Raw genomic sequence first — 26,803 nt, 5'->3', positions numbered from 1 at the left:
TGGCCGGTCATGGGCCTGAGTTCGACGTGCCGTTAAAGCGAGATGATCTGGCGGGTCATGGGCCTGAGCTCGACGTGCCGTTAAAGCGAGATGATCTGGCCGGTCATGGGCTTGAGCTCGGCGTGGCGTTAAAGCGAGTTGATCTGGCTGGTCATGGGCCTGAGCTCGGCGTGCCGTTGAGCATGATGATCCGGCTGGTCATGGGCCTGAGCTCGACGGGCCGTTGAGCGGGATGATCTGGCCGGTCATGGGTCGGAGGGTATGCGTACGGCGGGGAACTGGCAGTTCTGTACCGGTCGGTTAAAGTTGCGGCGTCAATCGGAGGCTGTGATGACTCAGAAGACGCGGGAGCGGGGCCGGCCGCGGGAGTTCGACGCGGACGCGGCGCTTGACCGGGCCATCGAGGTGTTCTGGCGCAACGGCTACGAGGGCGCGTCGCTGGGGGAGCTCACGGCGGCCATGGGGATCAACCGGCCGAGCCTGTACGCCGCCTACGGCAACAAGGAAGAGCTGTTCCGGCGGGCGGTCACCCGGTATGCCGAGATCGACATGGCGTACGCCCGCGCGGCCCTCGCGCAGCCCACCGCGTACGAAGTGATTGAGACCTTTCTTCGGACGAACGCGGACGCCCTGACCCGCGCCGACCGGCCAGCCGGCTGCCTGTCGATCCAGGGCGGCATCGCGTCGGGCAACGACGACGGGCAGATCTCGCAGTTCCTGGCCGGTCGCCGCCTCGCCGGCGAGCAGGCCTTGGCCGACCGGCTGGCGAGCGCGGTGAGAACGGGCGACCTGCCCGCCGGCACCGACCCGGCCGCACTGGCGCGCTACGTAATGACCGTGAGCGAGGGCAACGCCGTTCATGCGGCGGCCGGCGTCGATCGGGCGAGTCTGCACGCGACAGTCGACATCGCGCTCAAGGCCGTCCCTCGATAGAGAAAGATCATTGGAGTTTGATCGCCGCCGGGCCTGGTAACCAGCGTGCCATGCTTTCCGAAGAGGTTCGGCGGATAACCCATCCGGTTGCCCAGTTCGACGGTCTGGCCATCGATGTCGGCGATCCCCAGAGTCAGGCCGAGTTCTGGCGGGTGACCCTCGGCGGGCGCGTTGTGGACGACGGTGAAGGGCAGCTGCGCGTGGTTCCGGGGGAGGGGCGGCCCGCACGCGAGATCCTGCGGCTGCGCAAGGTGGACAGTCCGGCTGCCGATGACGCGCGGGTGCACGTGGACGTGCGGCTGAGCGGCGAGGAGCCGGACGGCCTGATCGCGGCGGGGGCCACGGTGGTCCGCCGCCCGGGGCCCGATCCGTGGTTCGTGCTGGCCGATCCGGAGGGCAACGAGTTCTGCGCGTTCCCGGGCGGCGACGACCGCCCGCCCGGCATGTTCGAGCTCGTCGTGAAGTGCTCCGACGCACACAGGCTGGCCCGGTGGTGGGCCGCCGTGCTGGGCGGGCGGGTCGAGGACGAGGGGGAGGCCGCCTCGGTGGTCGGGGCGCCCGAGTTCCCCTGGGACTACATGGTTTTCGACCCGGTGCCGGGGATCGACCGGTACCGCGGCCGGGTGCGCTGGCACCTGGTCGGCCGCGAGGACGAACCCGAGGCGCTGCTCGAGGCCGGCGCCACCGTGCTGACCCGGCCCGGGCGGCAGCAGCGGTGGTGGATGCTCGCCGACCCCGAGGGCAACGAGTTCCTGTTCACCCCACCAGGGGCTTGAGGGCCGCGCCGACCGCCGACACCACACCGGGGCGGTGGCCGTTGCGGACCAGGTTGATGCAGACGCCGTCGATGCCGGCGCCCAGCACGCGCTCCTGGATCTGCTCGGCCACCTGATCGGGGGTGCCCAGGAAGGCGCGGTTGCGGCGGTCCTCGGGGATCGTCGTGCCGAGTTCCTTGGCCTCCTGCTCGGTCTCGCCGACCATGCCCATGATGAGGAAGCTGGTGGCCAGCGTGGCCGGGTCGCGCCCGATCTCCTCGCACCGCTGGCGCAGCACGGAAACCTTGTGGGGCAGCACGTCCAGATCGCAGATGATGTTCATGTGGTCGGCGAACCGGGCCGCCAGCCGGAACGTCTTCTGCTCGCCCGAACCGCCCAGCATGATGGGCAGATTCTCGCGTACGCGGGGATTGTTCATGGCGCCGCGGGCCTGATACCACTGGCCGTCCAGCGTCGCCTCCTCGCCGCGCAGCATCGGCGTGATGATCGTCAGCGCCTCCTCCAGCCGCTCGAAGCGCTGCCCGAACGTGCCGAACTCGAAGCCCATGTCGTGGTGCTCCCGCTCGTACCAGCCGGCGCCGATGCCCAGGACGGCGCGGCCCTTCGAGACCACGTCGAGGGTGGTCACCGTCTTGGCGAGCAGGGCGGGATTGCGGTACGTGTTGCCCGTGACCAGGGTCGACAGCTGCACCGTCGACGTGGCCGCGGCCAGCCCGCCCAGCGTCGTGTAGGCCTCGAGCATGTTGTCGGACGGCTCGCCGATGCCGGGCAGCTGATAGAAGTGGTCCATCACCAGCACGGTGTCGAAGCCGGAAGCCTCGGCCTCCTTAGCCTGGGCCGCGACCGTCTCGAACAGGTTCTCGTTCGGAACGCCGGAGTAGGTGAAGTTCGGGATCTGGTAGCCGAGCCGGATGGTCACTGTTGCCCCTGTCGATGTAAGAGGTCTCTCACTTCCGCTAATGTAAGACCCTACTCACATGGACGCAAGCGGGAGGGGCGGTATGGGCTATCACCATGGTGATCTTCGCGCCGCCCTCATCCGGACGAGTTTCGACGTGCTGGCCGAGGGCGGTCTGTCGCGTTTCTCGGTGGCCGCCGTGGCCCGCCGCCTCGGGGTGAGCTCGGCCGCGCCGTACCGTCATTTCCCCGACCGCGACCACCTGCTCAGCGCCGTCTCGGCGGCGGCCGCGCGCGAATTGCGCGAGGCGATGCTCGCAGCCGTGGCCCGGAATCCTGATGACGGCTTGGCGGCGGCGGCCGGAGCGTACGTACGGTATGTGGTCCGCACCGGGGCCGGCATCCACGTCATCTTCGCCAAGGAGCTGTACGCGGTGCCCGATGATGAGCGACGCGAACACACTCGCGCACTCATGACCACGATGCTCGAGCTGACCGGCTCCGACGTGCGCCTGCTCGAGGCCACCCTGGCCATCGCGCACGGCTACGCCTCCCTGATCCGGCAGGACTTCTTCAGCAAGGACAGCGTCGACGACGTCGCCGACCGGGCCACCGCGGCCACGCGCGCACTTCTCTAGCAACCGTCCGGAACCGGAAGGCGCACCCGTCGGGCCGGAATCTCTTCCGGGTGACGACACGACAGGAACTCCGACCGGATCCGCGGATTCGCGCCCGAGCCCGCCGGGCCATCACCGCTCCCATCGTCGCGGCGCTCGCCGTCGGCCTGGTGGCCATGGGGAACCCGGCGCCGGTTCAGGCCGCGCCGCCCGCGGTGGCCGCCGAGTGGACCTCGCTGATGTACCGCAGCCTTACGCGGCAGCAGACCCTGGCCACGCTCAAGTCGAACCTGACCATGCAGCAGACGGCGGCCGTGACCCGTACGACCGAGGTCAACGCGGCCACCACGGCGCTCGCGACCGCGCAGGCTCGCGTCACCGGCGCCGGCACCGCGGTCACGACCGCCCGCACGCGGCAGGCCGCCGCGCAGACCGCCCTGACCACCGCCAAGCAGAACCTCGTCAAGGCGCAGAAGAAGCGCCCCGTCAGCAAGACCGCCGTGACCAAGGCCAAGAACGCGGTCACCGCGGCCACCAAGATCCTGACCGTGCGCCAGACCGAGACCCAGAAGGCGGCCACGGCGCTGGTCACCGCCCAGACGACCGTCCGCACGGCGACGACGACGCTGACCGCCGCGACCACCAAGCGTGAGGCGCTGGCGGCCGCGCTGGTCGTCACCCAGAACCGGATCGCCACCCTGCCCACCGCCGGCGCCTACGCCGACAAGGCGGCCACCCTCAGCCAGAACGTCGTGAGCCAGTCGCGGGCCGGCTTCGCCGTGGCCGACACGACCACGGTCTACGGCACGACGGTGAACAAGAGTGTCGCGTACGCCTTCAAGCGCATGGTCGACGACGCCCGGGCCAACGGCATCGCCATCTCAGGCGGCGGCTTCCGCACCAAGGAGCGCCAGATCGAGCTGCGGAAGATCAACGGCTGCCCGGACGTGTACACGGCGCCGTCCTCGTCCTGCCGGGTGCCCACGGCGATTCCCGGCCGTTCGCTGCACGAGCTCGGCCTGGCCGTCGACATCACCTCCGGCGGCCGGACCCTGACCCGGACGACCCCGGCCTTCAAGTGGCTGGTGCTGCACGCGAAGGCGTACGGCTTCGTGAACCTGCCGTCCGAGCCGTGGCACTGGTCGATCACGGGGAGCTGACCGGGAGGTAGCCTGCCCCGGTGGCGGAGGTCGGTTGGCAAGCGGACTTCCGCCGCCGGTGGGCGGCCTACGCGGCGAGCGAGTTCGGCAGCGCGGTGGGTTATTCGGCGCTGCCGATCGTCGCCGTTCTGGTGCTGGGGGTCTCCGACTTCCAGGTGTCGCTGCTGACCGTGCTGGCCGGGGTGGTCAGCGCTTTGGTGGCGTTGCCGCTCGGACCGTGGATCGAGCACCACCGCAAGCTGCCGGTGATGGTGGCGGCCGATCTGGTGCGCTTCGCGGCCGTGGTGTCGGTGCCGGTGGCCGCCCTCGCCGGGGCGCTGACGTACTGGCACCTGTGCGCGGTCGCGGTCGTGCAGATGGCGGCCCGGCTGGCGTTCGACTCGGCCGGGGTGGCCCAATTGCGTACGCTCGTGCCCGCACACGACCGCGCCGGGGCCAACGGCAAGTTCGAGACGACGTTGTGGACCACCAACACGGTCGGGCCGCCCGTCGGGGGAGTGCTGATCTCGTGGCTGGGCGCCACCGCCGCGATGCTGATCGACGCGGCCAGCTTCCTGGTGTCGGCGCTGACCCTGCGCGGTCTGCGGACCGAACCGGCGCCGCCGCCACGGGTCGCCGAGCACCACTGGCTGCGCGAGATCTCGGCCGGCTGGCGCTACATCTTCGCCCACAGCGGCCTGGCCCTGCTGTTCTGGAACTCCATGATCTTCGGCGGCTGCATCATGGCCCTGGTTCCGTTGCTGGCCGTGTTCGTGCTGCGCGACCTCGGCTTCCCGGCCTGGCAGTACGGGCTGATCAGCGGCGTGTCCGGCGTGGCCGGCGTTCTCGGCTCGCTGCTGGCCGGGCCGATCCGCAGGCGCCTGGGCGAGCACCGGCTGCTCCTGCTGGGCGGGGCCGGGCGCAACCTGTGGCTCGGCTTGATCCCGCTGGCCCCGGCGTCCACGGTGGGCCTGGCCATGGTGGCCGCCGCCGAGTTCCTGATGATCCTGTTCGCCGGCATGTTCAGTCCGACCTTCGCCACGTACCGGATGAACGCCACCGACGACGCCCACATGTCCCGCGTCGTCATGGCCTGGTCGATCACCAACAAGGTCGTGCAGCCGCTGTGCATCGCTGCTGCCGGCGCCCTGGCCGCCGCCACCAGCGCCCGGACCGCTCTGGCCGTCCTGGCCGTCGTCCTGCTCACCGGCGTCGCCTTGCTGCCGTGGCGCGCCCGGTCTGCGATCGTCGAAGCGTGACCGATTCCCAGACTGACCACCGGGACGTGGAGCGGTCCCTGCGAGCGGCGGGATGGACACCGTGCGGCGCGGGCGACTGGGCCATCGCGCTGCGGTCGCCCGACGGCCGGACAGCGGCGCGGATCAGCCCGTTCGACCCGACCGGCCCGTACACGGCGGGGCTGTACCGGGACGCCGCGGCCACCCGGCAGGTGCCGGAACTGCACGAGCACCGCCGGCTGGCCGGCGGGGGCGACCTGCAGATACTCGAATGGCTGCACCCGGTGGCGCAAGGCGAGGCCGCCGCGTTCCACGACGCGATCGGGCGGCGGGCCCCGGAGGTGGCTGAGCTGACCGATCTCGTACGGCGGTGGCATGCCCGAGCCCGGGCCGAGCTGCCGTGGTGCGGGCCGCTCGACACCAACCCGGCCAACGTCATGCGGGCGGCGGACGGGCGGCTGGTCGTCATCGACCTGTTCTACGCCGACGGGCCGAACCTGTACGCGGCCGATCCCAGGCGCATCGCGGCGCTGATCCCCGAGCCCGAGCGGCGGTTCATGACCGAGATCCCCGCCGCCGCCTCCGGGCCGTGGGAGGAGCACGAGCGTGAGGCCCTGCGCCGTGCCCTGGCTGCGGCGGACGCCGGGCAAGCCGGCTGACAGGGGCGGTGTCAGAGGCGTGTCAGGGCCGTGACAGGGCGGGCCGCGAATCTGTGACGCATGACGACAGCGATTCACGTTTCGGGGCTACGCAAGGCCTTCGGGGACAAGACGGTCCTCGACGGCATCGATCTGGAGGTGGCGGCCGGCACCGTCTTCTCGCTGCTGGGGCCGAACGGGGCCGGCAAGACGACCACCGTGAACGTGCTGACCACCCTGATGCGGGCCGACGCCGGCACCGTACGGGTGGCCGGGCACGACGTGAACAGCGAGACCAAGGCCGTGCGGGCCACGATCGGCGTCACCGGGCAGTTCGCGGCGGTCGACGAACTGCTCACCGGGCGCGAGAACCTGCAGCTCATGGCCGACCTGCGCCGGGTCGCCGACGGCGGGCGGGTCATCGACCGCCTCCTCGAGCGCTTCGATCTGGCCGAGGCGGCGCCCAAGCTGGTCAGCACCTACTCGGGCGGCATGCGCCGCAAGCTCGACCTGGCCATGACGCTGGTCGGCGACCCGAGCATCATCTTCCTGGACGAGCCGACGACCGGGCTCGACCCGCGCAGCCGCCGCACGATGTGGGACATCATCCGCGAGCTGCTGGCCGACGGCGTCACCATCTTCCTCACCACGCAGTACCTGGAGGAGGCGGACCAGCTGGCCGACCGGATCGCGGTGCTCGACCAAGGCCGCCTGGTCGCCCAGGGCACCCCGGACGAGCTGAAGCGGCTCGTTCCGGGCGGTCACGTCCGGCTCCGGTTCGCCAAGCCCGGCGACCTGGACGCGGCCGCGCGGCTTTTCGCCGGCTCGACCCGGGACGTCGAGTCGCTGACCCTGCGGGTGCCCACCGATGGCGACACCGAGTCGCTGCGGGTGCTGCTCAACCAGTTGCACGACAACGCCATCGCCGTCGAGGACTTCAGCGTGCACACGCCGGACCTCGACGACGTCTTCCTCGCCCTGACCGGCCGTACGAACGTGGAGCTGACCAAATGACCGACTCGATGATCATGGTGCGACGCAACGTCAAGCACGTGGTGCGCAACCCGACGACCGTCTTCAACGCTGTTCTGTTCCCGGTCGTCCTCATGCTGATGTTCGTCTACGTGCTGGGGGACGCGTTCGACGTCGGCGAGAACTATGTGGACTACGCGACGCCGGGGCTCATGCTGCTGGCCATCTGCTACGGGCTCTCCGGCACCTCGACGGCCGTCGCCTCGGACATGACCAAGGGGGTCATCAACCGGTTCAAGGCGATGGACGTCTCGCGCGGGGCGGTGCTGTCGGGGCACGTCAGTACGACCATCGCGACCAACCTGATCGCCGTAGCTGCCATCGTCGGCGTGGCGTTCGCCCTCGGGTTCCGCTCGCCGGCCGGCTTCCTCGACTGGCTCGGTGTGCTCGGCCTCGTGCTGCTGACCAGCTTCGCCACCGCCTGGCTGGCGGTCGCCCTGGGGCTGGCGGCCAAGACCGTCGAGGGCGCGGGCATGGCCACCGTGCCGCTGATCATGCTGCCGTTCTTCAGCAGCGCGATCGTGCCGGCCGACAAGATGGGCCCCGGCATCAAGCAGTTCGCCGAGTACCAGCCGTTCACCCCGATCATCGAGACGATGCGCGGGCTGCTGGCCGGCACCCCGTCAGCGGGCAACGCCATCGCCGCCATCGCCTGGTGCGTGGGCCTGGCGCTGGTCGGATATCTGTGGTCAACGGCCACGTTCAAGAAGCGAGCGTGACCTCGGCCGGCTGACGCCAGTCGGCCCGCTCACCCTCCGCAACCGCCTCGGCGAATCCCTTGTCGCCGAGGCGGTTGCGCGTTTCCCGCTCGATGCGGGCGACGTCCGGATGAGAGGCATAACCAATTCCCCGTACGCGCGAACTGGCCGCCAGCAACTGGGCCGCCCGCGCGGCATCGCCCTGTCGCAGCGCCAGATCGGCCACACCGACGAGCATCTGCGCGACGAGCGGCGCGTACCCCGACTCGGCCATCGCGCGGTACGCCGCCGTCCGATGCGCGCGGGCCTCACCGACATCCTCGGTCAGATAGGCGAGCTGGTCGTCGGCCATCGCCTGCGCGTTCGCCCCTAACAGGGCCAAGGCCACGGCAAGGTGCTCCCGGGCGCCCGCGGAATCACCCCGCCAGCGGGCGAGTTCCGCCTTGGACCAGGCCAGTTCGCCCAGCGCGTCCTGCCAGGTGACCCGCCCCGCCTGCCGTTCGGCCTCGGCCAGGGCAGCCGCGCTCGCCTCCTCCTCGCCCAGCATCCACCACATCTGGGCCTGCCGGCCGCGCATGCGGATGACGTCCTCGACCGAGCCGAGTTCGGTGACGGCCGCGATCGCCTCTTCCACCAGCTCGCACGCGCCGGCCAGATTCCCGCGTACGGCGGTCCGCTCCGACAGTTCGGTCAGGGCGAACCAGATGCCGAACCGTTCGCCCAGCGCCCGGTACTCGGCCAGCGCCGCCTCGAGGTAGTCGTCGGCCTCCCGCCCGCTGTGGCCGAGGATGATGCGCGACTTGCCGAGGTGCAGCCGGGCCAGGGCCCGCACCCACGGGTCGGCGTCGTCCAGCAGCGGCTCCCACGCCGACAGCAGCTCGTGCGGCGTCCGCTCCATGCGTTCCAGCGCCCCCACGATGCCCAGCCAGGGCCCGCTCGGCCGGCTGCGCAGGCAGTACTCGTACGCCTTGTGGACCCACTCGGACAGCCGGTGCTCGACGCTGCGGCCCGAGCTGACGAAGTGCACCGCCAGCGCGTACGCGACGGCCCGCACCTCGTCGGTCACCTCGCCGGGAACCTCGGTGGCCGCGATGAGCAGTTCGAGGCCCTCGGCCTTGTGCCCGGCCAGCCACCAGTACCAGCCGGCCCCGGCCGCGAGCCGCATCGCCGCCTGCGCATCGCCGGCCGCGATGGCCCCGCGCATGGCGGCGGCGAGGTTGTCGTGCTCGACGGCCAGCACGGCCAGCCATTCCAGCTGCTCGGCCCGGCGCAGATGCGGGTCGGCGGTCTCGGCCAGCTCGGTGAACCAGGCGAGATGGGCCTGACGCGCCGACTCTGTTTCACCGGCCTCGGCCAGGCGCTGCACCGCGTACTCGTAAATGGTGCCCAGCATGCGGTAGCGGGGCGCCTGGTCGCCGGTGGTGACCAGCAACGACTTCTCGGTCAGCGAGGTCAGCAGCTCGAACACGTCCGGGTCTTCGCAGACGCGTTCGGCCGCCTCCAGGGTGGCCCCGCCCGAGAACACCGACAGCCGGCGCAGCACCGTCCGTTCGGCGTCGGTCAGCAGCTCCCAGCTCCAGTCGACCACTGCGCGCAGCGTCCGGTGATGCGGCAACGCGGTGCGGCTGCCCCCGGTGAGCAGGCGGAACCGGTCGTCGAGGCGGTGGGCGAGCTGGTCGAGGGTCATGGTGCGCAGCCGGGCCGCGGCCAGCTCGATGGCCAGCGGCATGCCGTCGAGCGCCTGGCAGACCCGGGCCATGGTGGCCTCGTCGTCCGGCAGGTCCTGGCGGACGGCGCTGGCCCTGTCCCGCAGCAGCTCGACCGCCGACGCCGACGGCAGCGGCTCCACCTGCCACAGGGCCTCGCCGGTGATGCCCAGCGGCTCCCGGCTGGTGGCCAGGATGCGCAGGCCGCGGCACTCGCCGAGCACCCGGTGGGCGAAGGTGGCGGCCGCCTCGATCACGTGCTCGCAGTTGTCCAGGATCAACAGCGCCTCGCGGTCGCGCACCGCCGTGATCAGCCGTTCGGTCAGGTCGGCCGCGGGCGTCCCGCCCAGCATGGCGTCGCGCAGGCCGAGCGCGGCGATCGTCGCCTGGGCCACGTCGCCGTCGGCGCCGATCGGGGCCAGCTCGACCAGCCAGGCCCCGTCGGGCAGCTCGTCCACCAGCGTGCGGGCCGTCTCGCCGGCCAACCGCGTCTTGCCCGTGCCGCCCGGCCCGATGAGCGTGGTCAGTCGGTGCCGGGCGACCAGCCCGCGGACCGCCTCGACGTCGTCGCCCTTGCCGACGTAGCTGGTGAGCTCGGCCCGCAGGTTGGTGCGGCGTTCCGGCGCGGGCGACGGGCCGCCCTCGCCTCGAAGCAGGGCGACGTGCAGGCTCGAGAGCTCCGACGAGGGGTCGGCTCCGAGCTCGTCGGCCAAGGCTTCCCGCGTACGTTGATAGACCTGCAACGCCTCGCTGCCGCGCCCCGCCGCCGCGAGCGCCCGCATCAACGCCGCTGCCAGCCGCTCCCGCAGCGGATGAGCCGCCACGAGGTCGGTCAGCTCCGGAATCTGCTCGGCGCCGCCGTCCTCGAGGGCGCTCAGCCGCAGCTCCTCCAGACGCGAGACGGCCGCGTCGAAGGCGGCGCTGCCGACCTCGCGGGGGATGCTGCCCCGCCACAGGGCGACCGCCTCCTGCGCCCGGCCCTCGGCTATCAGGCGCTCGAACCGTACGGCGTCGACAGCGTCCGGCTCCACGGCCAGCCGGTAGCCGGCCGGATGCCCCTCGATCACGCCGTCGGGCAGGGCCTTGCGCAGCCGGGACACGAGCCGGTGCAACGAGTTCGTGGCGTCGGCGGGCGGCTGCTCACCCCAGATCCAGTCGACCAGGGTGGCCTTGGGAACGACCCGGCCCGGCTCGAGCGCGAGGGCGACGAGCAGCGCACGCAGGCGCGCGCCCGGGACGTCGGCCAGGCCGCCGTCGGCCGCGCGGATCTCGAACGGCCCGAGCACCCCGATCTGCACCCGCCAGATCATGCCACGGGCCACCGTCTCACTTCGTCTCGACTTCGACGACGCCGCGCCGCCGGCCCCGAACCTGGTGGTACGGAACACATCGCCGCTGAAGAAGGAGTTCATCGTGGAGATCCGCGAGGAAACGGTCGCGCCGCTGGGCGACGCCGGCCTCTTCGACATCGACCCCGACCAGACCGGCGTGGTCCAGGACCCGGCCGTGGAGATGACCGGGGACGTCGACGCCCTCGAAGAAGACTGGGAGTTCTGACATGACCGCAGCCGCCCTGCTCAAGGAAGCACGCAAGCTCCTCGGCACCACGGAACACCCGCCGGGCTCCAACCACAACCACATCACCCAGGCCTACGGATTCGACGACGCCTGGTGCGAGATGACCGTCTGGTACGCCGCCCGGGAGTCGCACAACGTCGACGCGATGTTCGGCAAGTACGCCTACACGGTCCGGCACGCCCAGGTGTTCAAGGACAAGGGCCGCTGGCACTACGGGCTCGGCGGCATCCGGCCCGGCGACATCGTCTACTTCGACTGGTCCGGCACCGGCAAGATCGCCAACATCGACCACGTCGGGATGGTCGAGGCCGTGAACAGCGACGGCACCGTGATCACGATCGAGGGGAACACCAGCGACAAGTGCCGCCGCATGCGGCGCAACGGCGCCTGCGTGGTCGGCTACGGCCGGCCCGCGTACGGGAACGCGGCGCCCATGCCGTCGACCGACGGCATCCTGCGCCTCGGCTCCCGGGGCAATGCGGTGCGGACCCTGCAGGAGTCGCTGAACAAGGTCATGAAGGCCGGCCTCGACGTCGACGGCGACTTCGGGAAGAAGACGGCGGCCGCCCTGATCACGTTCCAGCGCAAGCACAACCTGGAGCCGGACGGCGAGTACGGGCCGGCCACCGCGGTCGTGCTGCGGGGCGCCCTCACCGGCCGTCCGGGGCCGGTTCAGCCCCGGCCCAAGGCGCCACTGGCCGTCGACGGGCAGCTCGGCCGTCTGACCTGGGCGGCGGTGCAGCGGGCGCTCAACGGCAAGGGCGCCCGGCTCGAGCCGGACGGACGGCCGGGCCCGCTGACGATCAAGGCCCTGCAGTCGTACCTCGGCGTCACCGCCGACGGACAGCTGGGGCCGGTCACCGTCAAGGCGCTCCAGCGGCGTGTGGGCGCGGCGGTGGACGGCCGGCTCGGTCCGGACACCGTCAAGCACTGGCAGACAGCGCTGGTCGCCGGGAAGTTCTGAGCTCGAGCTCGGCCAGGCGGCGCTCGATCTGCGCCGCCTCGGCCAGGCCCAGTCCGGCGTACCGGGTGAGGGCGTCACGGTAATGCGCGCGGGCCTCGGCCAGGTTGCCCAGACTGTGGTGGACCTGACCGAGGCCGGCGTGCGCCCGGGCGCCCTGCAGAGGCGACCCGATCTGGTCGGCGATGGCCCGGGCCGCGCCGTGGTGGGCGAGCGCCTCGACGGCGTCGCCGGCCGACCGGGCGGCATCGCCCAGGCTGTTGAGCATCCAGGCCTCGGCGTCCTGGTCGCCGATCTCGCGGGCGATCGTCACCGACCGGCGGTGGCAGTCGGCGGCCAGCGCCACCCGGCCCAGCTGGACGTTGAGCGATCCGATGCTGTCGAGCACGCTGGCCTCGCCGATGCGGTGGCCCAGCTGCCGGCACAGCTCCAGCGCCTGACCCAGATGCTCGGCGGCCGGTTCGAACCGGCCCGACCGCAGATCGACCCGCCCGAGCCCGTACAGCGCGAAGACCTCGGCCCGGCGGTGCCCGGTCAGCCGGGCCAGGGTCAGCGCCTGCCGGTACTGGGCGCCGGCCCGGGCCAGGCGGCCGGACTGCTCGTCCATGAAACCGAGGTTGGTACGGGCCCGGGCCTCCCCGGACCGGTCGCCCAGCTGCCGGAACAGGCTGAGCGCGCGGTGCAGGTGATCGGCCGCGGCCTCGGCGCGAGCCTGACGCAGGTGGGCGACGCCGACGCTCATCAGCGCGTGCGCCTGAGCGGTCCGGTCGCCGGTGTGGCGGGCCGCAACCAGGGCGTGACCGTGCAGCGTGAGCGCCTCGGTGTGGTAGCCGCCCCGCAGGTAGCGGTTCAGCGTGCGGGCCAGCCGGGTGGTGTGGGCCGGCCAGCCGTTGGTGGCGGCGTGCACGGCCACGGCGATCAGGTTCGACCGCTCAGTGTCGAGCCAGGCCGGAGTGGTTCGCTTGTCGGCCGCCCGGGCCATGTAGTGGTCGAACAGGCGGGTCAGCGCGGCCCGGCGCACCGCGGGCGCGTCCTTGTCGTGGGCGCGGGTGGTGGCGTAGACGCGGACCAGGTCGTGCAGGGTGAAGCGGCCCGGTGTGGACGGCTGCACCAGGTGGTCGGCGCGCAGCTGGTCGAGCCCGGTTCGCGCCGTGGGAACGTCGGTGCCGGCGAGGGCAGCGGCCGCGTCGACGTCGAACTCCAGGCCCGGGTGCAGGGCGAGCAGTCGCAGCAGCCGCCGCAGGGTGTCGGGCAGGTGCTGGTACGACAGGTCCAGGGCGAGTTCGACGGCGTCGTCGAGGCGCCGGGCGTCGTGCCGTTCGTCCAGCCGGTCGGCGTGGTCGGTCAGCGTCCAGCCCGGGGTGTTCCGGATGTGCCCGGCGACCAGGCCCAGAGCCAGCGGCAGGCAGCCGCAGCGCCGGGCGATGCGGGCCGCGGCGGCCGGATCGGGGCCGACCGGCACGCCGGGCAGGGCGCCGGTCACGAAGGCGACCGCCTCGGGAAGGGTGAAGACGTCGACGGTGAGCCGGACGGCCGGGTCCAGATCGGCCAGGCTGCGGCGGCTGGTGACCAGCGTCACGCAGCCGGGCGTCATCGGCAGGAGCGGGGCGACCTGCTCGGCCGAGGCGGCGTTGTCCAGAACCACCAGTGTGCGCGTGCCGGCGAGCCGCCGGCGGTAGGCCGCGGTGCGGCCGGGCAGGTCGTGCGGGATGTGATGCCCGGGCACGCCGACCAGCCGCAGGAAGCCGTCCAGCACAGCCGCCGGATCGGCCGGGGGCTGAGCCGGATCGGGATGGAAACCCCGCAGGTTGACGAAGAGCACCCGGTCGGCGGCCCGCTCGCGCAGCAGCAGGTGCCCGGCGTGGACGGCGAACTGTGTCTTGCCGACGCCGGCCATCCCCTCGATCGCCGAGATCACAACCGTGCCGCAGGCCTGGGCGGCCCGGCGGAGCTGAGCCATTTCGCCCGTGCGACCGGTGAACCCGGCCTGGTCCAGCGGCAAGGAATCCTGCACCCGGACCTGGGAAATGGCCTCGATCTCGCCGGCCACCGCGCGCAGGGCCTGGCGCCACTGGGTCACGTAGCCGACGTCCGGGTGCAGCGACTCGACCACCGCGAGCACGAGATCGGTGTTGAGCCAGCGGCGGCCGGGCCGGAAGCAGTTGGCGACGGTGGGTTTGTGGGTCATCTCGCGGGCCGGGCGGCCGGCGGCGGCCCAGGCCGTGTTGACCCTGTCCTTGATGGCCTCGTACGAGGGGTTGCCGGCCCACACCTTCAGCAGGCGCAGCCGTTCGATCAGGCTGTCCACACTGTCGGCGTGGGCCGGGTCGGGGAGATCGGTGAACTCCGATCGAGGCATGAACTGACGGTAACCACAAGGGCGACCGGCAGTCGCCGGGCGTCCGATAGCGGACTAAGCGATCGGGCGGCGCTGCTGCGGCAGGGCGGGACGCAGGGCGCCGTCCTGGGCCAGTTCGGTCAGTACGGCGTTGAGGGCGTCCACCTGCTCGTCGGTGTGCGCGGCGGTGAGCTGGATGCGGAATCCGATCTCGTCGCGCGGCACGCCCGGGTAGGGGGCGAGCGTCACGTACTGGCCGGCGGCCCACAGACGCTCGGAGACCGCGATCAGGTCGTGCTCGGGGGAGATGGGGATCTCGACCACGGGAGTGTCGTGCACATTCAGCGTGTGCACCCCCATTCCGCGTACGTGGGAAAGCAGTTTCGCCGTCAGCCGGTAGAGGTGACCGCGCAGCTCGTCGCCGCGCTTCTCGTTCACGTCGAGGCCGGCCATCACGGTCGCCAGGGAGGCCACCGGCGACGGTCCGGAGTAGAGGTAGGTCGGGGCGGCCACCTTGAGCTGGTTCTTCACGGCGGTCGGCAGGGCCAGGAAGGCCAGCAGCGACGAGTACGCCTTGGAGAACCCGCCGACCAGGATGATGTTGTCGTACGTCTCGCCGGCGTGCTTGACGATCGCGTTGCCGCGCATGCCGTACGGCGAGGTCTCGAGCTCGCTGCGTTCGCCGATGACGCCCATGCCGTGCGCGTCGTCGACGTACAGCAGGGCATCGTGCTCACGGCACAGCTTGGCGTACTTCGTCAGGTCCGGGATGTCGCCGGTCATGCTGTTGACGCCGTCCATGCAGACCATGATTGGGCGCTCGGTGGCCTCGTTGAGCAGGCGCTCCAGCTCGTCCAGGTCGCCGCTGCGGAACCGCTTCATGGTCGCGCCCTGGCCGCGGGCGAACACACAACCGTCGTAGATGGTGCGGTGGGCGCGGCTCTCCATGATGAGCGTGCCCTTGCCGATGAGCGCCGGGATCACGCCCAGGTGGATCTGCGAGATCGTCGGCAGCAGCAGCACGTCCTCGGTGCCCAGCAGCTCGCTCAGGCGCTCCTCGAGCTGCGGGTAGAGCTGCGGGCTGCCGAGCATGCGCGACCAGCTGGGGTGCGTGCCCCACTTGCGCAGCTGCGGCTCGACCGCCTCGATGACCTCCTCGTCGAGGTCGAAGCCCAGATAGTTGCAGGACGCCCAGTCCACCAGCCAGTCCTGGCCGATGCGGATCCGGCGCCCGTCGATCTCCTCGATGACGGCGTCGTACATCCGGCTGTTGACCCGAAGGTCCTCGATGTCGTGAGTTTGGGCCGGCACGTCGTACCCCTCTTTCGCGTTTCAGGATCAGGTCTGGCCCTACCCAGGAGATCATCGATCAACCGAAAACGTCAGATCGATCGCTTGCCGCCGGGCAAGCATGCCAGCTGGGAGACGTGCGGAGTGGCGAACGACACGTACGGTCGGGGGCATGCCGTATGAAGCCGTCGCCGCCTGGCGGGCCGCCGGGGAAGCCGGTGACGCGGCCGCCGCCATCGCCGCCCTCAGCCCGGACGTCACGCTGATCTCGCCGATCACCGACCAGTTCACGTTCCACGGCCACCGGCAGCTGTGCGACCTGCTCGAGGTGGCGCTGGAGGCGATCGACGACATCACCTACACCGATCAGGTCGCCGAGGGCCGCACGGTCGCGCTGTTCTACGAGGCCACTGTGGGTGGAACCCGCCTGCACGAGGCGCAACGGCTCCGCCTGGGCGACGACGGGCTGATCACCGAGATCACCCTGTTCATCCGGCCGTTGCCCGCGATCACCAAGCTGATGAACCGGCTCGGTCCCGAGCTGGCCCGCCGCAACGGCCGGCCCGGCCTGGCCCGCCTGATCCCGCTCGCGGGCGGCGCGCTGCACGCTATGGCGGCCTCCGGCGAGCGCCGCATCATGCCGCGGGCCGCGCCGGGTCAAGAGTCGCGGGTGCCGTAGCCGGCGAGGCCGTTCTCGAGGAGCGCGAAGGCGTGGGCCGCGGACTCGGCCAGCTGGCTGGCGAAGCCGGGTGGGATCTCGTCGGCCAGCACGGCCTCGCGGACCTGCAGGACCAGGGCCCGTTGCACGGCGATCAGGCCGTGCGCCACCACCCGAGCGGCGACCTGCTCCTGGAGTGTGTCGCCGCCCAGGGTAGCGGCCAGCAACTCGGCCGTGCGGGTGAATGAGACCTGCTCGCGTGCCTGAAGGGCGGGGCTCTCCGCCACCACGCGGTTGACCGTGCGGAGCCGGTCCAACGCCTGGGAGTCGCCGCTGTCGAGCTGGCCGACCAGGCCGCCTTCGGCGAGCAGGAGGCGGTGGAACGCGGCCGGCGCCGCCTCGCCGGGCGGACGGCCGGCCACGCCCCGGACCAGGCTCTCGCCGTACTCGTCGAGGCGGAAGAAGAACAGGTCCTCCTTGGTCGCGAAGTAGTTGAACACCGTCGCCTCGGCCACCTGGGCCGCGCGCGCGATCTCGGCCACGGTCACCCGGGCGAAACCGTTGTCGGCGATCAATTCCCACGCCGTGTCGGCGATGTGGCGCCGGGTGCGCTCCTTCTTCTGCTCGCGCAGACCCACCGAGCCTCCCGATGAGGGCTTGAAATTAGAGTGACACTAATTTTAGAGTAACTACATGAATGGAGAGAGGGATGTCACGATCGACAGTCTGCGGGATCGGGTGAACGAGGCCCTGCTCGGCGGGGACTGGCAGATGCTGAGCGGCCTGGTGTCGCCGCGGGCGGTCATCACCGGCCCGCGCGGGTATGTGATCAGCCGGGACGAGTGGATCCAGGCCCACCGCGACGACGCGTACGAGCAGGTGCGCCTGGACGTGACGGAGTCGGTGGCGCACGCCTACGAGGGCGCCGGCATCCGCTTCGACCTGGTCGAGTCGGAGTGCCGGTACCACGGCGAGGTGATCAAGGGCCGGTTCCGGGTCAGCCAGGTCTGGGCGCGCGACGGCGGCCGGTGGCAGCTGGCCTCGGTGCAGTACACGACGGCGGCCTGAGCCATGGACGTGAGCGTCAGCCTCACCTCGTATCCGGCCGACGGCTCGGCGGCCGCCGTCACCGATCTCGGTCAGGCGGCCGACGAGCTCGGTCTGCACACCGTCTGGGTCACTGACCACCTCATCCAGGCCGACCCGGCTGCGGCCGTCACGGATCCGATGCTCGAGGCGTACGCCGTGCTGGCGTTCCTGGCCGCGACGACCCGCCGGGTGCGGCTCGGCGCGATGGTGAGCCCGGTGTCCTTCCGCCCGCCGGCGTTGCTGATCAAGTCAGTGACCACTTTGGACGTGCTCTCGGCGGGTCGGGCGTGGCTCGGTGTCGGCGCCGGCTATCAGCAGGACGAGGCCCGCGCCATGGGTGTGCCCTTGCCGGCGCCCCGGGAACGGTTCGAGCACCTGGACGACACCGTCCGGCTCGCGGCGCAGATGTGGCGGGGTGACACAGCGCCTTTCCACGGCTTCCACGCGCGGCTCGAACGCCCGCTGAGCAGCCCTCAACCGGTGACCCGGCCGCATCCGCCGATCCTCATCGGCGGGACGGGGGAGCGCCGGACTCTGCGCCTGGTCGCCGAGCACGCCGACGCGTGCAACCTGTTCGACATCCCGGACGGCGGCGCCACGATCCGGCACAAGCTGGCCGTGCTGCGCGAGCACTGCGCGGCCGTGGGCCGCGACGACGCCGGCATCATCAAGACCGTGAGCACCGCGATCGGCAACGGCGAACCGGCGGAGCAGTTCGCCGGCCGGTGCGCCGAGCTGAAGTCCTACGGTCTCGACCACGTCGTCGTCATCGCCCGCGGGCGGCCCCTCACCGTCGGCGACCTCGAACGGGTCGCCGCCGCCCGCACCGTTTGAGCAGGTCAGGACGGGTGCTGCGCCTCGTCGACTTTGGTCCAGGCCTTCTCGACCAGCGTCCAGGCGAGCACCCCGGCCAGGGTGAGCGGCAGCATCACGTACCACTCGCCGAGCACGCCGAAGTCGTCGGTGCGGCCCATCGTGTGCAGGACGCTGACGGCGGCGAGGGGCAGGCAGGCCAGACCGAGCACTACGCGGCGGAGCCAGAGACGCTTGTTCATGCCGGAGAGTGTGTCAGCGGACGCGGCCGGGGGAATCGGGCGCGAGCCGGAGTCCGGTCTATGCCCTGAGGCATAGTCTGCGCGGTGTGAGGTTCTTCGAGCAGTTCCCGCCGCCGGACCGTGAGGAGCCCGAGCCGGACGAGCAGCCGCCGCCGCCCTCGTGGGCCAAGCCGGAGGCGATGCTGGGGGCTGCGGTGCCCGCCGAATTCGTGCTGGGGCGCGGCGACGAGGCCGTCGTCGGGCTGAGCGGGATCACCGCGTACCCGAACGGTTTCAGTTTCTCGATCACGGCCGTGCTGCGGCACGAGGACCGCCACGGGCGGGCCTTCCGGCTGGGCTTCCATCACGACTTCTTCGACGAGGAGCCGCCCTCCGAGGGGTTCTTCCGGCTCGGCGTGCAGTTTGCGGACGGCGCGGCGGCCACCAACCTCGGCTATCCCATGCTGCCGCCCGACGCCCAGCCCGACCCGCCGCTGCTGGTGCAGGACAGCGGGGGCGGGGGAGGGCGCAAGTACGAAATGAGCTACTGGGTGTGGCCGCTGCCGCCGCCGGGGCCGGTGACCTTCGTGTGCGAGTGGCCGGCCTACGGCATCGCCGAGACCCGGGCCGTCGTGGAGGCCGGGCTGATCCTCGATGCCGTTGAGCGGGTCGTCCCCTTGGTCTAGCCGGAGGCCAGCTCCAAGGCGTACTCGGGCCACCAGCGCCCGGCCGCCGGGGCCCCGCGGCCGCAGGCGCCGTCGGACTCGCCGGGGCGTTTGATCCAGAGGTAGGCGTCGACCCGGTCCTGGCCGGTCCGCAAGGTGGGGACGTTGCCGAGGGCGCGGCCGGGCGGATTGCACCAGTGGCGGTCGCCCGAGGACCGGCGGGCCGGGCCGTTGCCGTTGCGGCTGGTATCGATGACGAAATGTGCGCCGCCGAGCCGGTCGGAAAGCCTTGTGCCGTACCGGATGTTCGAGGCGGTGGTCTCGAAGTTGGCCACGTTCAACGAGAAACCGTCGGCCCGGGCGACGCCGGCCTTCCTGAGCGCCTTGGCCATCGTGGCGGTGTCGGTGATCCAGGCCGGGTTCCCGCCGTCGAGATAGACGGTCAGGGCCGGGTTCGCGGCCAGCTTGGCGACCGCGCGGGTCAGCAGGCGGTAGCGCTCGGCGCGCTGGGCGGACGTGAGACAGCCCTGCAGGGACTGGGCCACCGCGTCGGGCTCGAGGATGACGATGGCGCGGCGGCCGGTCAGCGCGGCGGCGACGGCTTGGATCCAGGCGTCGTACGCGGTGGCGGTGCGCGCGCCTCCGGCGGAGTGGCTGGCGCAGTCGCGATGCGGGATGAAGTACAGGACCAGCACGGGGATGTAGCCCCGGGCCGCCCTCACCACGCGGTCGACCCGGGCCGTGTCGCTGTCGGCGAACCACGACGCCACCGGGCGCGTCGCGATCTTCCGGATGAGCGCCGCCTCGGCTGTCCGGCCCTCTTTCTCGTACGTCGTCACTTGCTCGACGGCCGGGCCGGTGCGCTCGACGTAGAGCCGGCTGGGAGGCGGGGGAGGCGACCACGTCTCGTGCCCCACCCGCGACGGCCAGCCCGCGGCCAGAGCGGCGGACAGCCCGGCGGCGACGACCCGCTGCCCCGGGCTGAACAGGAACGCCACGTACCGGACGTTACCGCCTCAGGACGCGGTCACCCGGTAGATCGCGCCCGCGTAGTCGTCGCTCACGTACAGAGCCTGGTCCGGACCCTGGACGGCCATGACCGGCCGCCCCCAGCGGGAGCCGTCCTCACGCTGGAAACCGGACAGCAGCGTCTGTTGCGGGCCCAGCTTGTTGTTCCGCCAGGCGAAGAACGACACCTCGGGCGGGCGCGGAGGCTTGCGGTTCCAGGAGCCATGAATGCCGACGAGCGCTCCCGCACCGTACGCGCCGGGAACCTGAGCGGCGAAGCTGAGGCCCAGCGGCGCCGAGTGCGCGCCCATGCCCTGCTCGACCTTGGGCAGCTTCGAGCAGTCGAGCTTCGAGCCGTCCCGGTTGGTGTCGTAGTCGCGCACGAACGGCCGGTCGGTGTAGCTGAGCGGCGAGTCCTCCTGACCCGGCTGCACGTCGGGGTCGGGATTGCAGTAAGGCCAGCCCAGGTCGCGGCCCTCGGTCAGCTTGGCCAGGGGCTCGAGCGGGTGGTCGTTGACGTACGAGGTCTCGACCTTGCCCTGGTCGTCACCCTCGTACGGGATGGGGGTGTTGTCCCGGTTGTTGACGGCCGTCCACACGTCGCCGTTGGGCGCGACGGCTAGGCCTGTGCCATTGCGGACGCCGTGGGCGAAAGTCTCGAGCCGGCCGTCGCGGAAGCGCAGGATGGCGGCGCGCTCGGGGTCGGCGTCGCGGTCCTCGGCCGAGATGTTGCCGGTCGAGCCGATCGAGATGTAGAGCGACTTGTCGGGGCCGACGGCGACGCTCTTGAGCGCGTGGGCGTACTTGCCGCCCAGCTCGGCGCTCTTGTCGTCGGGCAGGCCGTCGACGACGACGCGCTTGCCGCTCACCTTGCCGGCGGCGTACGCGAAGGAGTCGACCTGGTTGCTCTCGGCCACGTAGAGGGTGTCGCCGTCGAAGGCCAGGCCATGGGGCTGGTTGAGGCCCTCGACCAGGGTCTCCTGCTGGCCGTCGGTCAGGGCCAGGACGTCGCCCGACTCGGGGCGCGAGACCAGCAGCTTGTTGTCGGGAGTCCACGCGAGCAGGCGGGCGCCGGGGACCTTCGCCCAGACGCTGACCTTCCAGCCGGGCGGGGCTTGCACCTTTTGCCCGTCGCTGCCCTGGACCTCGGTGGAGACCAGCTCCGGCACCTCGACCGCCGAGGACGGGGTCACGGTCTGCCGGGCGGGCTCGGCCGAGCTGTCGGAGGAGCACGCCACGGCCCCGAGGAGGAGGCCACCGGCCACCAGCGCTCGCGCGATCGATTTCATCGGTACCCCTTACCCCGGTTCAGCCTCTTCGAAGACGAGGAGCGTCCTTGTATTTACTACGCCCGGCATGCCCTGGATGGCGTCGAGCACCAGGCGGCCCAGCGCGGCATTGTCCTCGGCCCGCACCAGCATGATCACGTCGAACTCGCCGCCGACCAGCGCGATGTGCACCACCCCGGGCAGCGACCGCAGCCGCTCGGCCACGTCCCGCCACTCGGCCTGGTTGAGATTCACCGTCACGTACGCCGTGGTGCCCAGCCCCGCCGCGACCGGGTCCACGTCGGCCCGGAAACCCCTGATCACCCCGGTCGTGCGCAGGCGATCGACCCGGGCGTAGGCGTTGGCCCGCGAGATGTGCAGGCGCTCGGCCAGGGTGCGCATCGACAGCCGGCCGTCGCGGGTCAGCTCGCCCAGGATCAGCCGGTCGACGTCGTCGAGGGGGCCTGCCAGTTGTCTCACCCTTCCGTGGCTTCGGTCGCCTCAGCCGGACGATTGGCTCCGAAAATGCCACTCCGAACGTACATCTTCTCGGTTACGGGCCGGCAGTGGAATCCAGATGGCAACGCGACCAGCATGGGCCCATGACAGGTGACGCAGACCACCTTCTGCCCTCCGACTCCCCGGTGACCCTCATCGATGCGAACGGCCACCCCGTCGCCGATGCCGGTCGCGCCCTGCCCGACGAGGCCGCGCTCCGCCGCGCCCTGGCCTCCCTGATCACCGCGCGCCGGCTCAACGACCAGGCGTACGCGCTGGTCCGGCAGGGTCGCCTGGCCGTCTACCCGTCGTCGCACGGGCAGGAGGCGTGCCAGGTCGCGGCGGCCCAGGTGCTGGACGAGGGCGACTGGCTGTTCCCGACCTACCGCGACACGGTGGCCGCCGTCGAGCGCGGGGTCGACCCGGTCGAGGCGCTGACCCTGCTCAAGGGCGACTGGCACTGCGGCTGGGACCCGTACGAGCACCGCGTCGCCCCGCACGCCACGCCCCTGGCCACGCAGCTGCCGCACGCGGTCGGGGTCGCCCACGCGGCCCGCCTGCGTGGCGAGCCGACCGTGGTGATGGCGCTCTGCGGCGACGGCGGCACCAGCGAGGGCGACTTCCACGAGGCGATGAACTTCGCCGCCGTGCTCAAGGCCCCGGTCGTCTTCCTGATCCAGAACAACGAGTACGCGATCAGCGTGCCCCTGGCCCGGCAGACCGCCGCGCCGTCGCTGGCCCACAAGGGCGTCGGCTACGGCATCCCCGGCGAGCGGGTCGACGGCAACGACGTGGCCGCGCTGCTCTCGGTGCTGGACTCAGCCGTGGCCAAGGCTCGCGCCGGTGAGGGACCGCAGTTGGTCGAGGCACACACGTACCGGATGCAGGCGCACACGAACGCCGACGACGCCACCCGCTACCGGGACGCCGCCGACGTCGACGCTTGGGTGGGGCGCGACCCCATCACGCGGCTGTCGGCCTACCTGTCGATCGACGAGAGTGCCTTCCGGGCCGAGGCGGAACGGGTCGCCGAGCATGTGCGGGACGGCCTCAACCGCGACGTGGAACCCGAGCCCGCCCTGCTGTTCGAGCACGTCTACGCACGGCCGACCCCGCAGCTGCGGGAACAGGCGGCCCAACTGGCCGACGAGATCGAGCGGGAGGTGGCGTCGCGATGACCGCGCACGAGAAGCTGTCCATGGCCCAGGCCCTGAACCGGGCGTTGCGCGACTCATTGTCCGACGATCCGACAGTCGTCGTTTTCGGCGAGGACGTCGGCCCGCTGGGCGGCGTCTTCCGTGTCACCGACGGGCTCACCGCCGAGTTCGGCGAGGACCGCTGCTTCGACACGCCCCTCGCGGAGTCGGGCATCGTCGGGGTGGCCGTCGGCATGGCCATGAACGGGATGCGGCCGGTCGTCGAGATGCAGTTCGACGCGTTCGCCTACCCCGCGTTCGAGCAGATCGTCAGCCACGTGGCCAAGATGCGGAACCGGACGCGGGGCAAGGTCGCGCTGCCGATGGTCATCCGGATCCCGTACGCGGGCGGGATCGGCGGCGTGGAGCACCACTGCGACTCGTCCGAGGCGTACTACGTGCACACGCCGGGCCTGCACGTCGTGACTCCGTCGACGCCGGCCGACGCGTACACCCTGCTGCGCGAGTCGATCGCCTCGGACGACCCGGTCGTGTTCCTCGAACCGAAGAAGCTTTACTGGACCAAGGAAGAGGTCGAGCTGGGCGTGAAGCCGCCGTCCATCGGCCGGGCGGTGGTGCGGCGCGAGGGCACTGACGCCACGCTCATCGCGTACGGGCCCAGCGTGCCGATCGCGCTGGAGGCGGCCGAGGTGGCCGACCGCGAGGGTCGCAGCCTCCAGGTGGTCGACCTGCGCTCGATCGTGCCGTTCGACGACGAGACGGTGGCCGCGGCCGTCCGCTCCACCGGCCGGGCCGTCGTGGTGGCCGAGGCCGCCGGCTTCGCGAGCGTGTCGTCCGAGATCGTGGCCCGGGTGACCGAGCGCTGCTTCCACTCGCTGGCCGCGCCGATCCGCCGCGTCACCGGCTTCGACATCCCGTACCCGCCGCCGAAGTACGAGCACCTGCACCTGCCCGGGGTCGACCGGGTGCTGGACGCGGTGGACGACCTGCAGTGGGAGGACTCGTGAGCGAGCAGGTCTTCCGCCTGCCCGACCTCGGTGAGGGCCTGACCGAGGCCGAGGTGGTCCGCTGGCTCGTCGCCGAGGGCGACATCGTCGAGGTGGACCAGCCGGTGGTCGAGGTCGAGACGGCCAAGTCGCTGGTCGAGGTCCCTTCGCCGTACGCGGGACAGGTCGCCACCCGGCACGCGCCCGAGGGTGGTGTGCTCGAGGTGGGCAAGCCGCTGCTGACGGTCGCGGCCGTCGCCCCGGCCCCGGCCGACACCTACCGCGAGGAGGAGCGCGCCGGTTCGGGCAACGTCCTCATCGGGTACGGCACCACGGGCGCGGCGGCCGCGTCGGGACGCCGCCGCCGGCCGCGCACGGCGGTCGCCCACGTGACTGCGGCGCCGTCGCGTCGCGTGCCCCTTGTCGTCTCGCCGCTGGTGCGCAAGCTGGCTCGCGAGGGTGGGCTTGATCTGCGCTCGCTCGACGGCTCCGGGCCCGGCGGTCTGATCGTGCGCTCCGACGTGACTCGGGCGCTGGCCATTCCGTCCACCCCGCCGCCGGCCTCGACTCCGGCGCCGTCGCCGGCTTCCGCGCCATCTCACGTGTCGGCTTCCGCGCCGGCCTCCGCGTCGGCTCCCGCGTCGGCTTCCGCGTCGGCTCCCGCGTCGGCTTCCGCGTCGGCTTCCGCGCCGGGGGAGCGGCGCGTGCCGCTCAGTGGCTTCCGGAAGGCGACGTCGGCCGCCCTGTCCCGCAGCCGCGCCGAGATCCCCGAGGCCACGGTATGGGTCGACCTGGATGCCACCCGCCTGTGGGAGCTGCGCGAGGCCACCCGCCCCGGCCCGGGCCTGCTGGCCTACATTGCCCGCTTCACCGTGGCCGCGCTGCGCGAGTACCCCGTCTTCAACTCCCGCGTGGACACCGAGCGCCAGGAGATCGTCGAGCTCGATCGGATCGACCTGGGCGTAGCCGTCCAGGGCTCCCGCGGCCTCGTCGTCCCCGCCGTCACCGACGCCGGCTCGCTCACCACCACCGGCCTGGACGAGCAGATCCGCCGCATCACCGAGGCCGCCCGCACCGGCACGGTAACCGGCAACGGCACCTTCACGCTGAACAACTACGGCAGCTTCAACGTCGACGGCAGCGCCGCCATCATCAACCACCCGCAGGCGGCCATCCTCGGCTTCGGCCGCATCCTCGACCGCCCGTGGGTCGTCGACGGGCAGATCTGCGTCCGCAAGATCTGCCAGATGAGCTTCGTCTTCGACCACCGCGTGGCCGACGGCGCCACCGCCGCCGGCTTCATGCGAGCCGTCGCCGATGCCATCGAGAACCCGGCCTCGGCGATCGCCCGGCTCTGACGGGACGGCGTCTAGTGGACGCCGTTCGCCCACCACCAGTTGGTCAGGTAGCCGTACTCCTCGTCGGAGTAGAAGTAGGCCCAGGCTGCGGCCGCTACGACGTACTGGCCTAGTTCGTCGAAGACGGCCTTGGCCTCTGGCCGTCGGCGGGCGAGGCTGTAGTACAAAGCCACCCAGTTGCGGCACGTGATTCCGCGCGCCGGGTTGGGGGTGCCGGCCCGCCAGCGGGCGATCGCCTGGTCGACCTCCTGCTGGACGTCGGGGCGCTGGAAGTACGCCCGGCAGCGGTTCAGCTGGTCGTCGGAGCGTTCGTCCCAGCCGAACTCGCGCATCGCGTACTCGATGTGCGCGAACAACGGCATCAGCAGCACGTTGGCGCCGGGCGGGGCGGCCGCGGCCACCTGGCGGGCGATGCCGAACATCTGCTCGTGCGAGCCGAACCACTTCTGGCAGCGCAGGCTCACCGCGGCCAGGTGCAGGTCGAAGTTGTACGGGTCGCGCCGCCGGCCCTCGGCGAACACCTCGTCGAAGTGGGCCCGCGCCTGGCGGTCGCCGAACATGGAGTTCAGCAGGTCCACCCACGGCAACGGGTCGCCCGGGGCGGCCAGCTGCATCGCGCGCCGCCCGACCTGCCCGGCGGCCTGGGAGAGCTCGTGGAAGGCGGCGAACTGCTCCGGCGTGGTGTTCTTGGCCGAGGCGGCGCCGCGGGCTTCGCTTGCCTCCGACTGGAGCACGGCCGCCTGGATCATCAACGCCGTCGCGTCGGACGGGTCGGTGTGGAGCCAGACCCGCAGCCAGCCGTCGTCCTTGATGGCCAGCCCGCTGAGCGCCTGCAGCCGGCGCCCGCGCAGCTCGTGGTCGTCACCGGCGTCCGCCATCACTTTCTTGGCGGCCTGCCAGTCACCGCCGCGAATCTGCGGCTTGGCCGCCTGCAGCCCTTGATCGGGGTTCGCCCGGTCCGCGTCGAACTCGGGAACAGGGGGCAGCGGGCCCCCGAAGATCCGCCTGATGAGGAGGCGTGCGTAAAACATCGCCGCATCGTAGTTGATCAACGGGTCGTTCGTGACCCCGCCCGAACCACGCGTCCGAGTGCCGAAAATTGTTTCGGCCAGGCGGCCCTTCCGGCCTCGGACAACCAGTCGTTGACATCGAAGTAACCCGATGGAAGCATTCCCGAAAAGGTTTTCGGCGTTTCTCCCCCTGCGCCGCCGGCCGTGCCTGGCCGTGCGGTGTTGCGCCTC

General features: G+C 71.5%; 27 protein-coding genes. 17 read left to right on the top strand and 10 right to left on the bottom strand.

Going from position 1 to position 26,803, the window contains the following annotated elements; genetic code table 11:
- The first annotated feature begins 330 nt into the window (after nucleotides 1-330).
- Nucleotides 331-933 (top strand): TetR/AcrR family transcriptional regulator, encoded by a 603-nt coding sequence (locus tag OWR29_RS46150; protein WP_267570051.1) that lies wholly within the window; start codon nucleotides 331-333, stop codon nucleotides 931-933.
- A gap of 50 nt (nucleotides 934-983) precedes the next feature.
- Entirely contained in the window at nucleotides 984-1,709 is a 726-nt protein-coding gene (locus OWR29_RS46145; RefSeq protein WP_267570050.1) for a VOC family protein, read from the top strand.
- Here OWR29_RS46145 and OWR29_RS46140 read toward each other — a convergent pair.
- Nucleotides 1,690-2,628, bottom strand: coding sequence for an LLM class F420-dependent oxidoreductase (locus OWR29_RS46140; RefSeq protein ID WP_267570049.1), 939 nt, complete (start codon nucleotides 2,626-2,628; stop codon nucleotides 1,690-1,692). The two genes, OWR29_RS46145 and OWR29_RS46140, sit on opposite strands and share 20 nt — an antisense overlap.
- An 82-nt stretch (nucleotides 2,629-2,710) precedes the next feature.
- On the opposite strand from OWR29_RS46140, the gene OWR29_RS46135 reads away from it, so the two are divergent.
- Genes OWR29_RS46135 through OWR29_RS46110 form a run of 6 tightly spaced genes read left to right on the top strand, consistent with a single transcriptional unit; the run spans nucleotide 2,711 to nucleotide 7,989 of the window.
- Nucleotides 2,711-3,244, top strand: a complete 534-nt coding sequence (locus tag OWR29_RS46135) for a TetR/AcrR family transcriptional regulator (RefSeq protein ID WP_267570048.1) — start codon at nucleotides 2,711-2,713, stop codon at nucleotides 3,242-3,244.
- 50 nt (nucleotides 3,245-3,294) lie between these two features.
- Nucleotides 3,295-4,383, top strand: a complete 1,089-nt coding sequence (locus OWR29_RS46130) for a M15 family metallopeptidase (RefSeq protein WP_267570047.1) — start codon at nucleotides 3,295-3,297, stop codon at nucleotides 4,381-4,383.
- A 20-nt stretch (nucleotides 4,384-4,403) separates the two neighbouring features.
- Nucleotides 4,404-5,621: an MFS transporter gene (locus OWR29_RS46125; RefSeq protein ID WP_267570046.1), complete on the top strand. Its 1,218-nt coding sequence runs from the start codon at nucleotides 4,404-4,406 to the stop codon at nucleotides 5,619-5,621.
- The gene (locus OWR29_RS46120) at nucleotides 5,618-6,259 is read left to right on the top strand and encodes a hypothetical protein (protein WP_267570045.1); all 642 of its coding nucleotides are present in this window, start codon (nucleotides 5,618-5,620) and stop codon (nucleotides 6,257-6,259) included. The genes OWR29_RS46125 and OWR29_RS46120 overlap by 4 nt, the downstream gene beginning before the upstream one ends.
- 60 nt (nucleotides 6,260-6,319) lie before the next feature.
- Complete coding sequence (locus OWR29_RS46115) at nucleotides 6,320-7,252, top strand: ATP-binding cassette domain-containing protein (RefSeq protein WP_267570044.1); 933 nt, start codon at nucleotides 6,320-6,322, stop codon at nucleotides 7,250-7,252.
- Nucleotides 7,249-7,989: an ABC transporter permease gene (locus OWR29_RS46110; protein WP_267570043.1), complete on the top strand. Its 741-nt coding sequence runs from the start codon at nucleotides 7,249-7,251 to the stop codon at nucleotides 7,987-7,989. Before OWR29_RS46115 ends, OWR29_RS46110 begins: the two co-directional genes overlap by 4 nt.
- On the opposite strand, the gene OWR29_RS46105 is transcribed toward OWR29_RS46110, so the two are convergent.
- On the bottom strand, nucleotides 7,973-10,972 hold the full coding sequence (locus OWR29_RS46105; protein ID WP_267570094.1) for an ATP-binding protein: 3,000 nt from the start codon (nucleotides 10,970-10,972) through the stop codon (nucleotides 7,973-7,975). The two genes, OWR29_RS46110 and OWR29_RS46105, sit on opposite strands and share 17 nt — an antisense overlap.
- Nucleotides 10,973-10,982: 10 nt before the next feature.
- Here OWR29_RS46105 and OWR29_RS46100 point away from each other — a divergent pair, with 10 nt between their 5' ends.
- Entirely contained in the window at nucleotides 10,983-11,231 is a 249-nt protein-coding gene (locus tag OWR29_RS46100; protein ID WP_267570042.1) for a hypothetical protein, read from the top strand.
- Nucleotide 11,232: 1 nt separating this feature from the next.
- Nucleotides 11,233-12,216, top strand: coding sequence for a peptidoglycan-binding protein (locus OWR29_RS46095; protein ID WP_267570041.1), 984 nt, complete (start codon nucleotides 11,233-11,235; stop codon nucleotides 12,214-12,216).
- Here the strand turns inward: OWR29_RS46095 and OWR29_RS46090 are convergent.
- Together OWR29_RS46090 and OWR29_RS46085 are read right to left on the bottom strand one after the other, a co-directional pair.
- Entirely contained in the window at nucleotides 12,176-14,572 is a 2,397-nt protein-coding gene (locus OWR29_RS46090; protein ID WP_267570040.1) for an ATP-binding protein, read from the bottom strand. The genes OWR29_RS46095 and OWR29_RS46090 overlap by 41 nt on opposite strands.
- A gap of 54 nt (nucleotides 14,573-14,626) precedes the next feature.
- The gene (locus OWR29_RS46085) at nucleotides 14,627-15,862 is read right to left on the bottom strand and encodes an aminotransferase class I/II-fold pyridoxal phosphate-dependent enzyme (protein WP_267570039.1); all 1,236 of its coding nucleotides are present in this window, start codon (nucleotides 15,860-15,862) and stop codon (nucleotides 14,627-14,629) included.
- Between the two features lie 151 nt (nucleotides 15,863-16,013).
- Here OWR29_RS46085 and OWR29_RS46080 point away from each other — a divergent pair, with 151 nt between their 5' ends.
- Nucleotides 16,014-16,520, top strand: a complete 507-nt coding sequence (locus OWR29_RS46080) for a nuclear transport factor 2 family protein (RefSeq protein ID WP_267570038.1) — start codon at nucleotides 16,014-16,016, stop codon at nucleotides 16,518-16,520.
- Here the strand turns inward: OWR29_RS46080 and OWR29_RS46075 are convergent.
- On the bottom strand, nucleotides 16,499-17,137 hold the full coding sequence (locus tag OWR29_RS46075; RefSeq protein ID WP_267570037.1) for a TetR/AcrR family transcriptional regulator: 639 nt from the start codon (nucleotides 17,135-17,137) through the stop codon (nucleotides 16,499-16,501). The two genes, OWR29_RS46080 and OWR29_RS46075, sit on opposite strands and share 22 nt — an antisense overlap.
- Nucleotides 17,138-17,192: 55 nt before the next feature.
- Between OWR29_RS46075 and OWR29_RS46070 the strand changes: the two genes are divergently transcribed.
- Nucleotides 17,193-17,567, top strand: coding sequence for a nuclear transport factor 2 family protein (locus OWR29_RS46070; protein ID WP_267570036.1), 375 nt, complete (start codon nucleotides 17,193-17,195; stop codon nucleotides 17,565-17,567).
- Nucleotides 17,568-17,570: 3 nt separating this feature from the next.
- On the top strand, nucleotides 17,571-18,422 hold the full coding sequence (locus tag OWR29_RS46065; RefSeq protein ID WP_267570035.1) for a TIGR03560 family F420-dependent LLM class oxidoreductase: 852 nt from the start codon (nucleotides 17,571-17,573) through the stop codon (nucleotides 18,420-18,422).
- Between the two features lie 5 nt (nucleotides 18,423-18,427).
- Here the strand turns inward: OWR29_RS46065 and OWR29_RS46060 are convergent, their stop codons facing one another.
- Nucleotides 18,428-18,643, bottom strand: a complete 216-nt coding sequence (locus OWR29_RS46060) for a hypothetical protein (protein WP_267570034.1) — start codon at nucleotides 18,641-18,643, stop codon at nucleotides 18,428-18,430.
- Nucleotides 18,644-18,729: 86 nt separating this feature from the next.
- On the opposite strand from OWR29_RS46060, the gene OWR29_RS46055 reads away from it, so the two are divergent.
- Nucleotides 18,730-19,308, top strand: coding sequence for a hypothetical protein (locus tag OWR29_RS46055; RefSeq protein ID WP_267570033.1), 579 nt, complete (start codon nucleotides 18,730-18,732; stop codon nucleotides 19,306-19,308).
- Here the strand turns inward: OWR29_RS46055 and OWR29_RS46050 are convergent.
- Genes OWR29_RS46050 through OWR29_RS46040 form a run of 3 tightly spaced genes read right to left on the bottom strand, consistent with a single transcriptional unit; the run spans nucleotide 19,305 to nucleotide 22,034 of the window.
- Nucleotides 19,305-20,285 carry a glycoside hydrolase family 6 protein gene (locus OWR29_RS46050; protein ID WP_267570032.1) on the bottom strand — a complete coding sequence of 327 codons (981 nt, stop codon included), beginning with the start codon at nucleotides 20,283-20,285 and terminating at the stop codon, nucleotides 19,305-19,307. The genes OWR29_RS46055 and OWR29_RS46050 overlap by 4 nt on opposite strands.
- A gap of 18 nt (nucleotides 20,286-20,303) precedes the next feature.
- Nucleotides 20,304-21,584, bottom strand: a complete 1,281-nt coding sequence (locus OWR29_RS46045) for a PQQ-dependent sugar dehydrogenase (protein ID WP_267570031.1) — start codon at nucleotides 21,582-21,584, stop codon at nucleotides 20,304-20,306.
- Between the two features lie 9 nt (nucleotides 21,585-21,593).
- Nucleotides 21,594-22,034 carry an Lrp/AsnC family transcriptional regulator gene (locus OWR29_RS46040; protein WP_438872746.1) on the bottom strand — a complete coding sequence of 147 codons (441 nt, stop codon included), beginning with the start codon at nucleotides 22,032-22,034 and terminating at the stop codon, nucleotides 21,594-21,596.
- A 131-nt stretch (nucleotides 22,035-22,165) separates the two neighbouring features.
- On the opposite strand from OWR29_RS46040, the gene OWR29_RS46035 reads away from it, so the two are divergent.
- The 3 genes from OWR29_RS46035 to OWR29_RS46025 are packed head-to-tail and all read left to right on the top strand — an operon-like array spanning nucleotide 22,166 to nucleotide 25,562.
- Nucleotides 22,166-23,239 (top strand): thiamine pyrophosphate-dependent enzyme, encoded by a 1,074-nt coding sequence (locus OWR29_RS46035; RefSeq protein ID WP_267570029.1) that lies wholly within the window; start codon nucleotides 22,166-22,168, stop codon nucleotides 23,237-23,239.
- A complete protein-coding gene (locus tag OWR29_RS46030; protein WP_267570028.1) occupies nucleotides 23,236-24,225 on the top strand; it encodes an alpha-ketoacid dehydrogenase subunit beta in 990 nt (329 codons plus the stop codon). The genes OWR29_RS46035 and OWR29_RS46030 overlap by 4 nt, the downstream gene beginning before the upstream one ends.
- Nucleotides 24,222-25,562 (top strand): dihydrolipoamide acetyltransferase family protein, encoded by a 1,341-nt coding sequence (locus tag OWR29_RS46025; protein ID WP_267570027.1) that lies wholly within the window; start codon nucleotides 24,222-24,224, stop codon nucleotides 25,560-25,562. Before OWR29_RS46030 ends, OWR29_RS46025 begins: the two co-directional genes overlap by 4 nt.
- An 11-nt stretch (nucleotides 25,563-25,573) precedes the next feature.
- On the opposite strand, the gene OWR29_RS46020 is transcribed toward OWR29_RS46025, so the two are convergent.
- Nucleotides 25,574-26,593, bottom strand: a complete 1,020-nt coding sequence (locus tag OWR29_RS46020) for a hypothetical protein (protein ID WP_267570026.1) — start codon at nucleotides 26,591-26,593, stop codon at nucleotides 25,574-25,576.
- Nucleotides 26,594-26,803 lie beyond the last annotated feature (210 nt).

It is taken from the genome of Paractinoplanes pyxinae, from assembly GCF_026626335.1.
GTDB classification, from domain to species: domain Bacteria; phylum Actinomycetota; class Actinomycetes; order Mycobacteriales; family Micromonosporaceae; genus Actinoplanes; species Actinoplanes pyxinae.
This window is presented reverse-complemented; position numbering and strand designations above follow the sequence as displayed.

Coding starts and splice junctions, on each gene's coding strand:
- OWR29_RS46070 (WP_267570036.1), top strand. CDS start 17,193: ATGAATGGAGAGAGGGATGTCACGATCGACAGTCTGCGGGATCGGGTG.
- OWR29_RS46115 (WP_267570044.1), top strand. CDS start 6,320: ATGACGACAGCGATTCACGTTTCGGGGCTACGCAAGGCCTTCGGGGAC.
- OWR29_RS46095 (WP_267570041.1), top strand. CDS start 11,233: ATGACCGCAGCCGCCCTGCTCAAGGAAGCACGCAAGCTCCTCGGCACC.
- OWR29_RS46065 (WP_267570035.1), top strand. CDS start 17,571: ATGGACGTGAGCGTCAGCCTCACCTCGTATCCGGCCGACGGCTCGGCG.
- OWR29_RS46030 (WP_267570028.1), top strand. CDS start 23,236: ATGACCGCGCACGAGAAGCTGTCCATGGCCCAGGCCCTGAACCGGGCG.
- OWR29_RS46150 (WP_267570051.1), top strand. CDS start 331: ATGACTCAGAAGACGCGGGAGCGGGGCCGGCCGCGGGAGTTCGACGCG.
- OWR29_RS46035 (WP_267570029.1), top strand. CDS start 22,166: ATGACAGGTGACGCAGACCACCTTCTGCCCTCCGACTCCCCGGTGACC.
- OWR29_RS46145 (WP_267570050.1), top strand. CDS start 984: ATGCTTTCCGAAGAGGTTCGGCGGATAACCCATCCGGTTGCCCAGTTC.
- OWR29_RS46060 (WP_267570034.1), bottom strand. CDS start 18,643: ATGAACAAGCGTCTCTGGCTCCGCCGCGTAGTGCTCGGTCTGGCCTGC.
- OWR29_RS46100 (WP_267570042.1), top strand. CDS start 10,983: ATGCCACGGGCCACCGTCTCACTTCGTCTCGACTTCGACGACGCCGCG.
- OWR29_RS46135 (WP_267570048.1), top strand. CDS start 2,711: ATGGGCTATCACCATGGTGATCTTCGCGCCGCCCTCATCCGGACGAGT.
- OWR29_RS46090 (WP_267570040.1), bottom strand. CDS start 14,572: ATGCCTCGATCGGAGTTCACCGATCTCCCCGACCCGGCCCACGCCGAC.
- OWR29_RS46045 (WP_267570031.1), bottom strand. CDS start 21,584: ATGAAATCGATCGCGCGAGCGCTGGTGGCCGGTGGCCTCCTCCTCGGG.
- OWR29_RS46080 (WP_267570038.1), top strand. CDS start 16,014: ATGCCGTATGAAGCCGTCGCCGCCTGGCGGGCCGCCGGGGAAGCCGGT.
- OWR29_RS46020 (WP_267570026.1), bottom strand. CDS start 26,593: ATGTTTTACGCACGCCTCCTCATCAGGCGGATCTTCGGGGGCCCGCTG.
- OWR29_RS46110 (WP_267570043.1), top strand. CDS start 7,249: ATGACCGACTCGATGATCATGGTGCGACGCAACGTCAAGCACGTGGTG.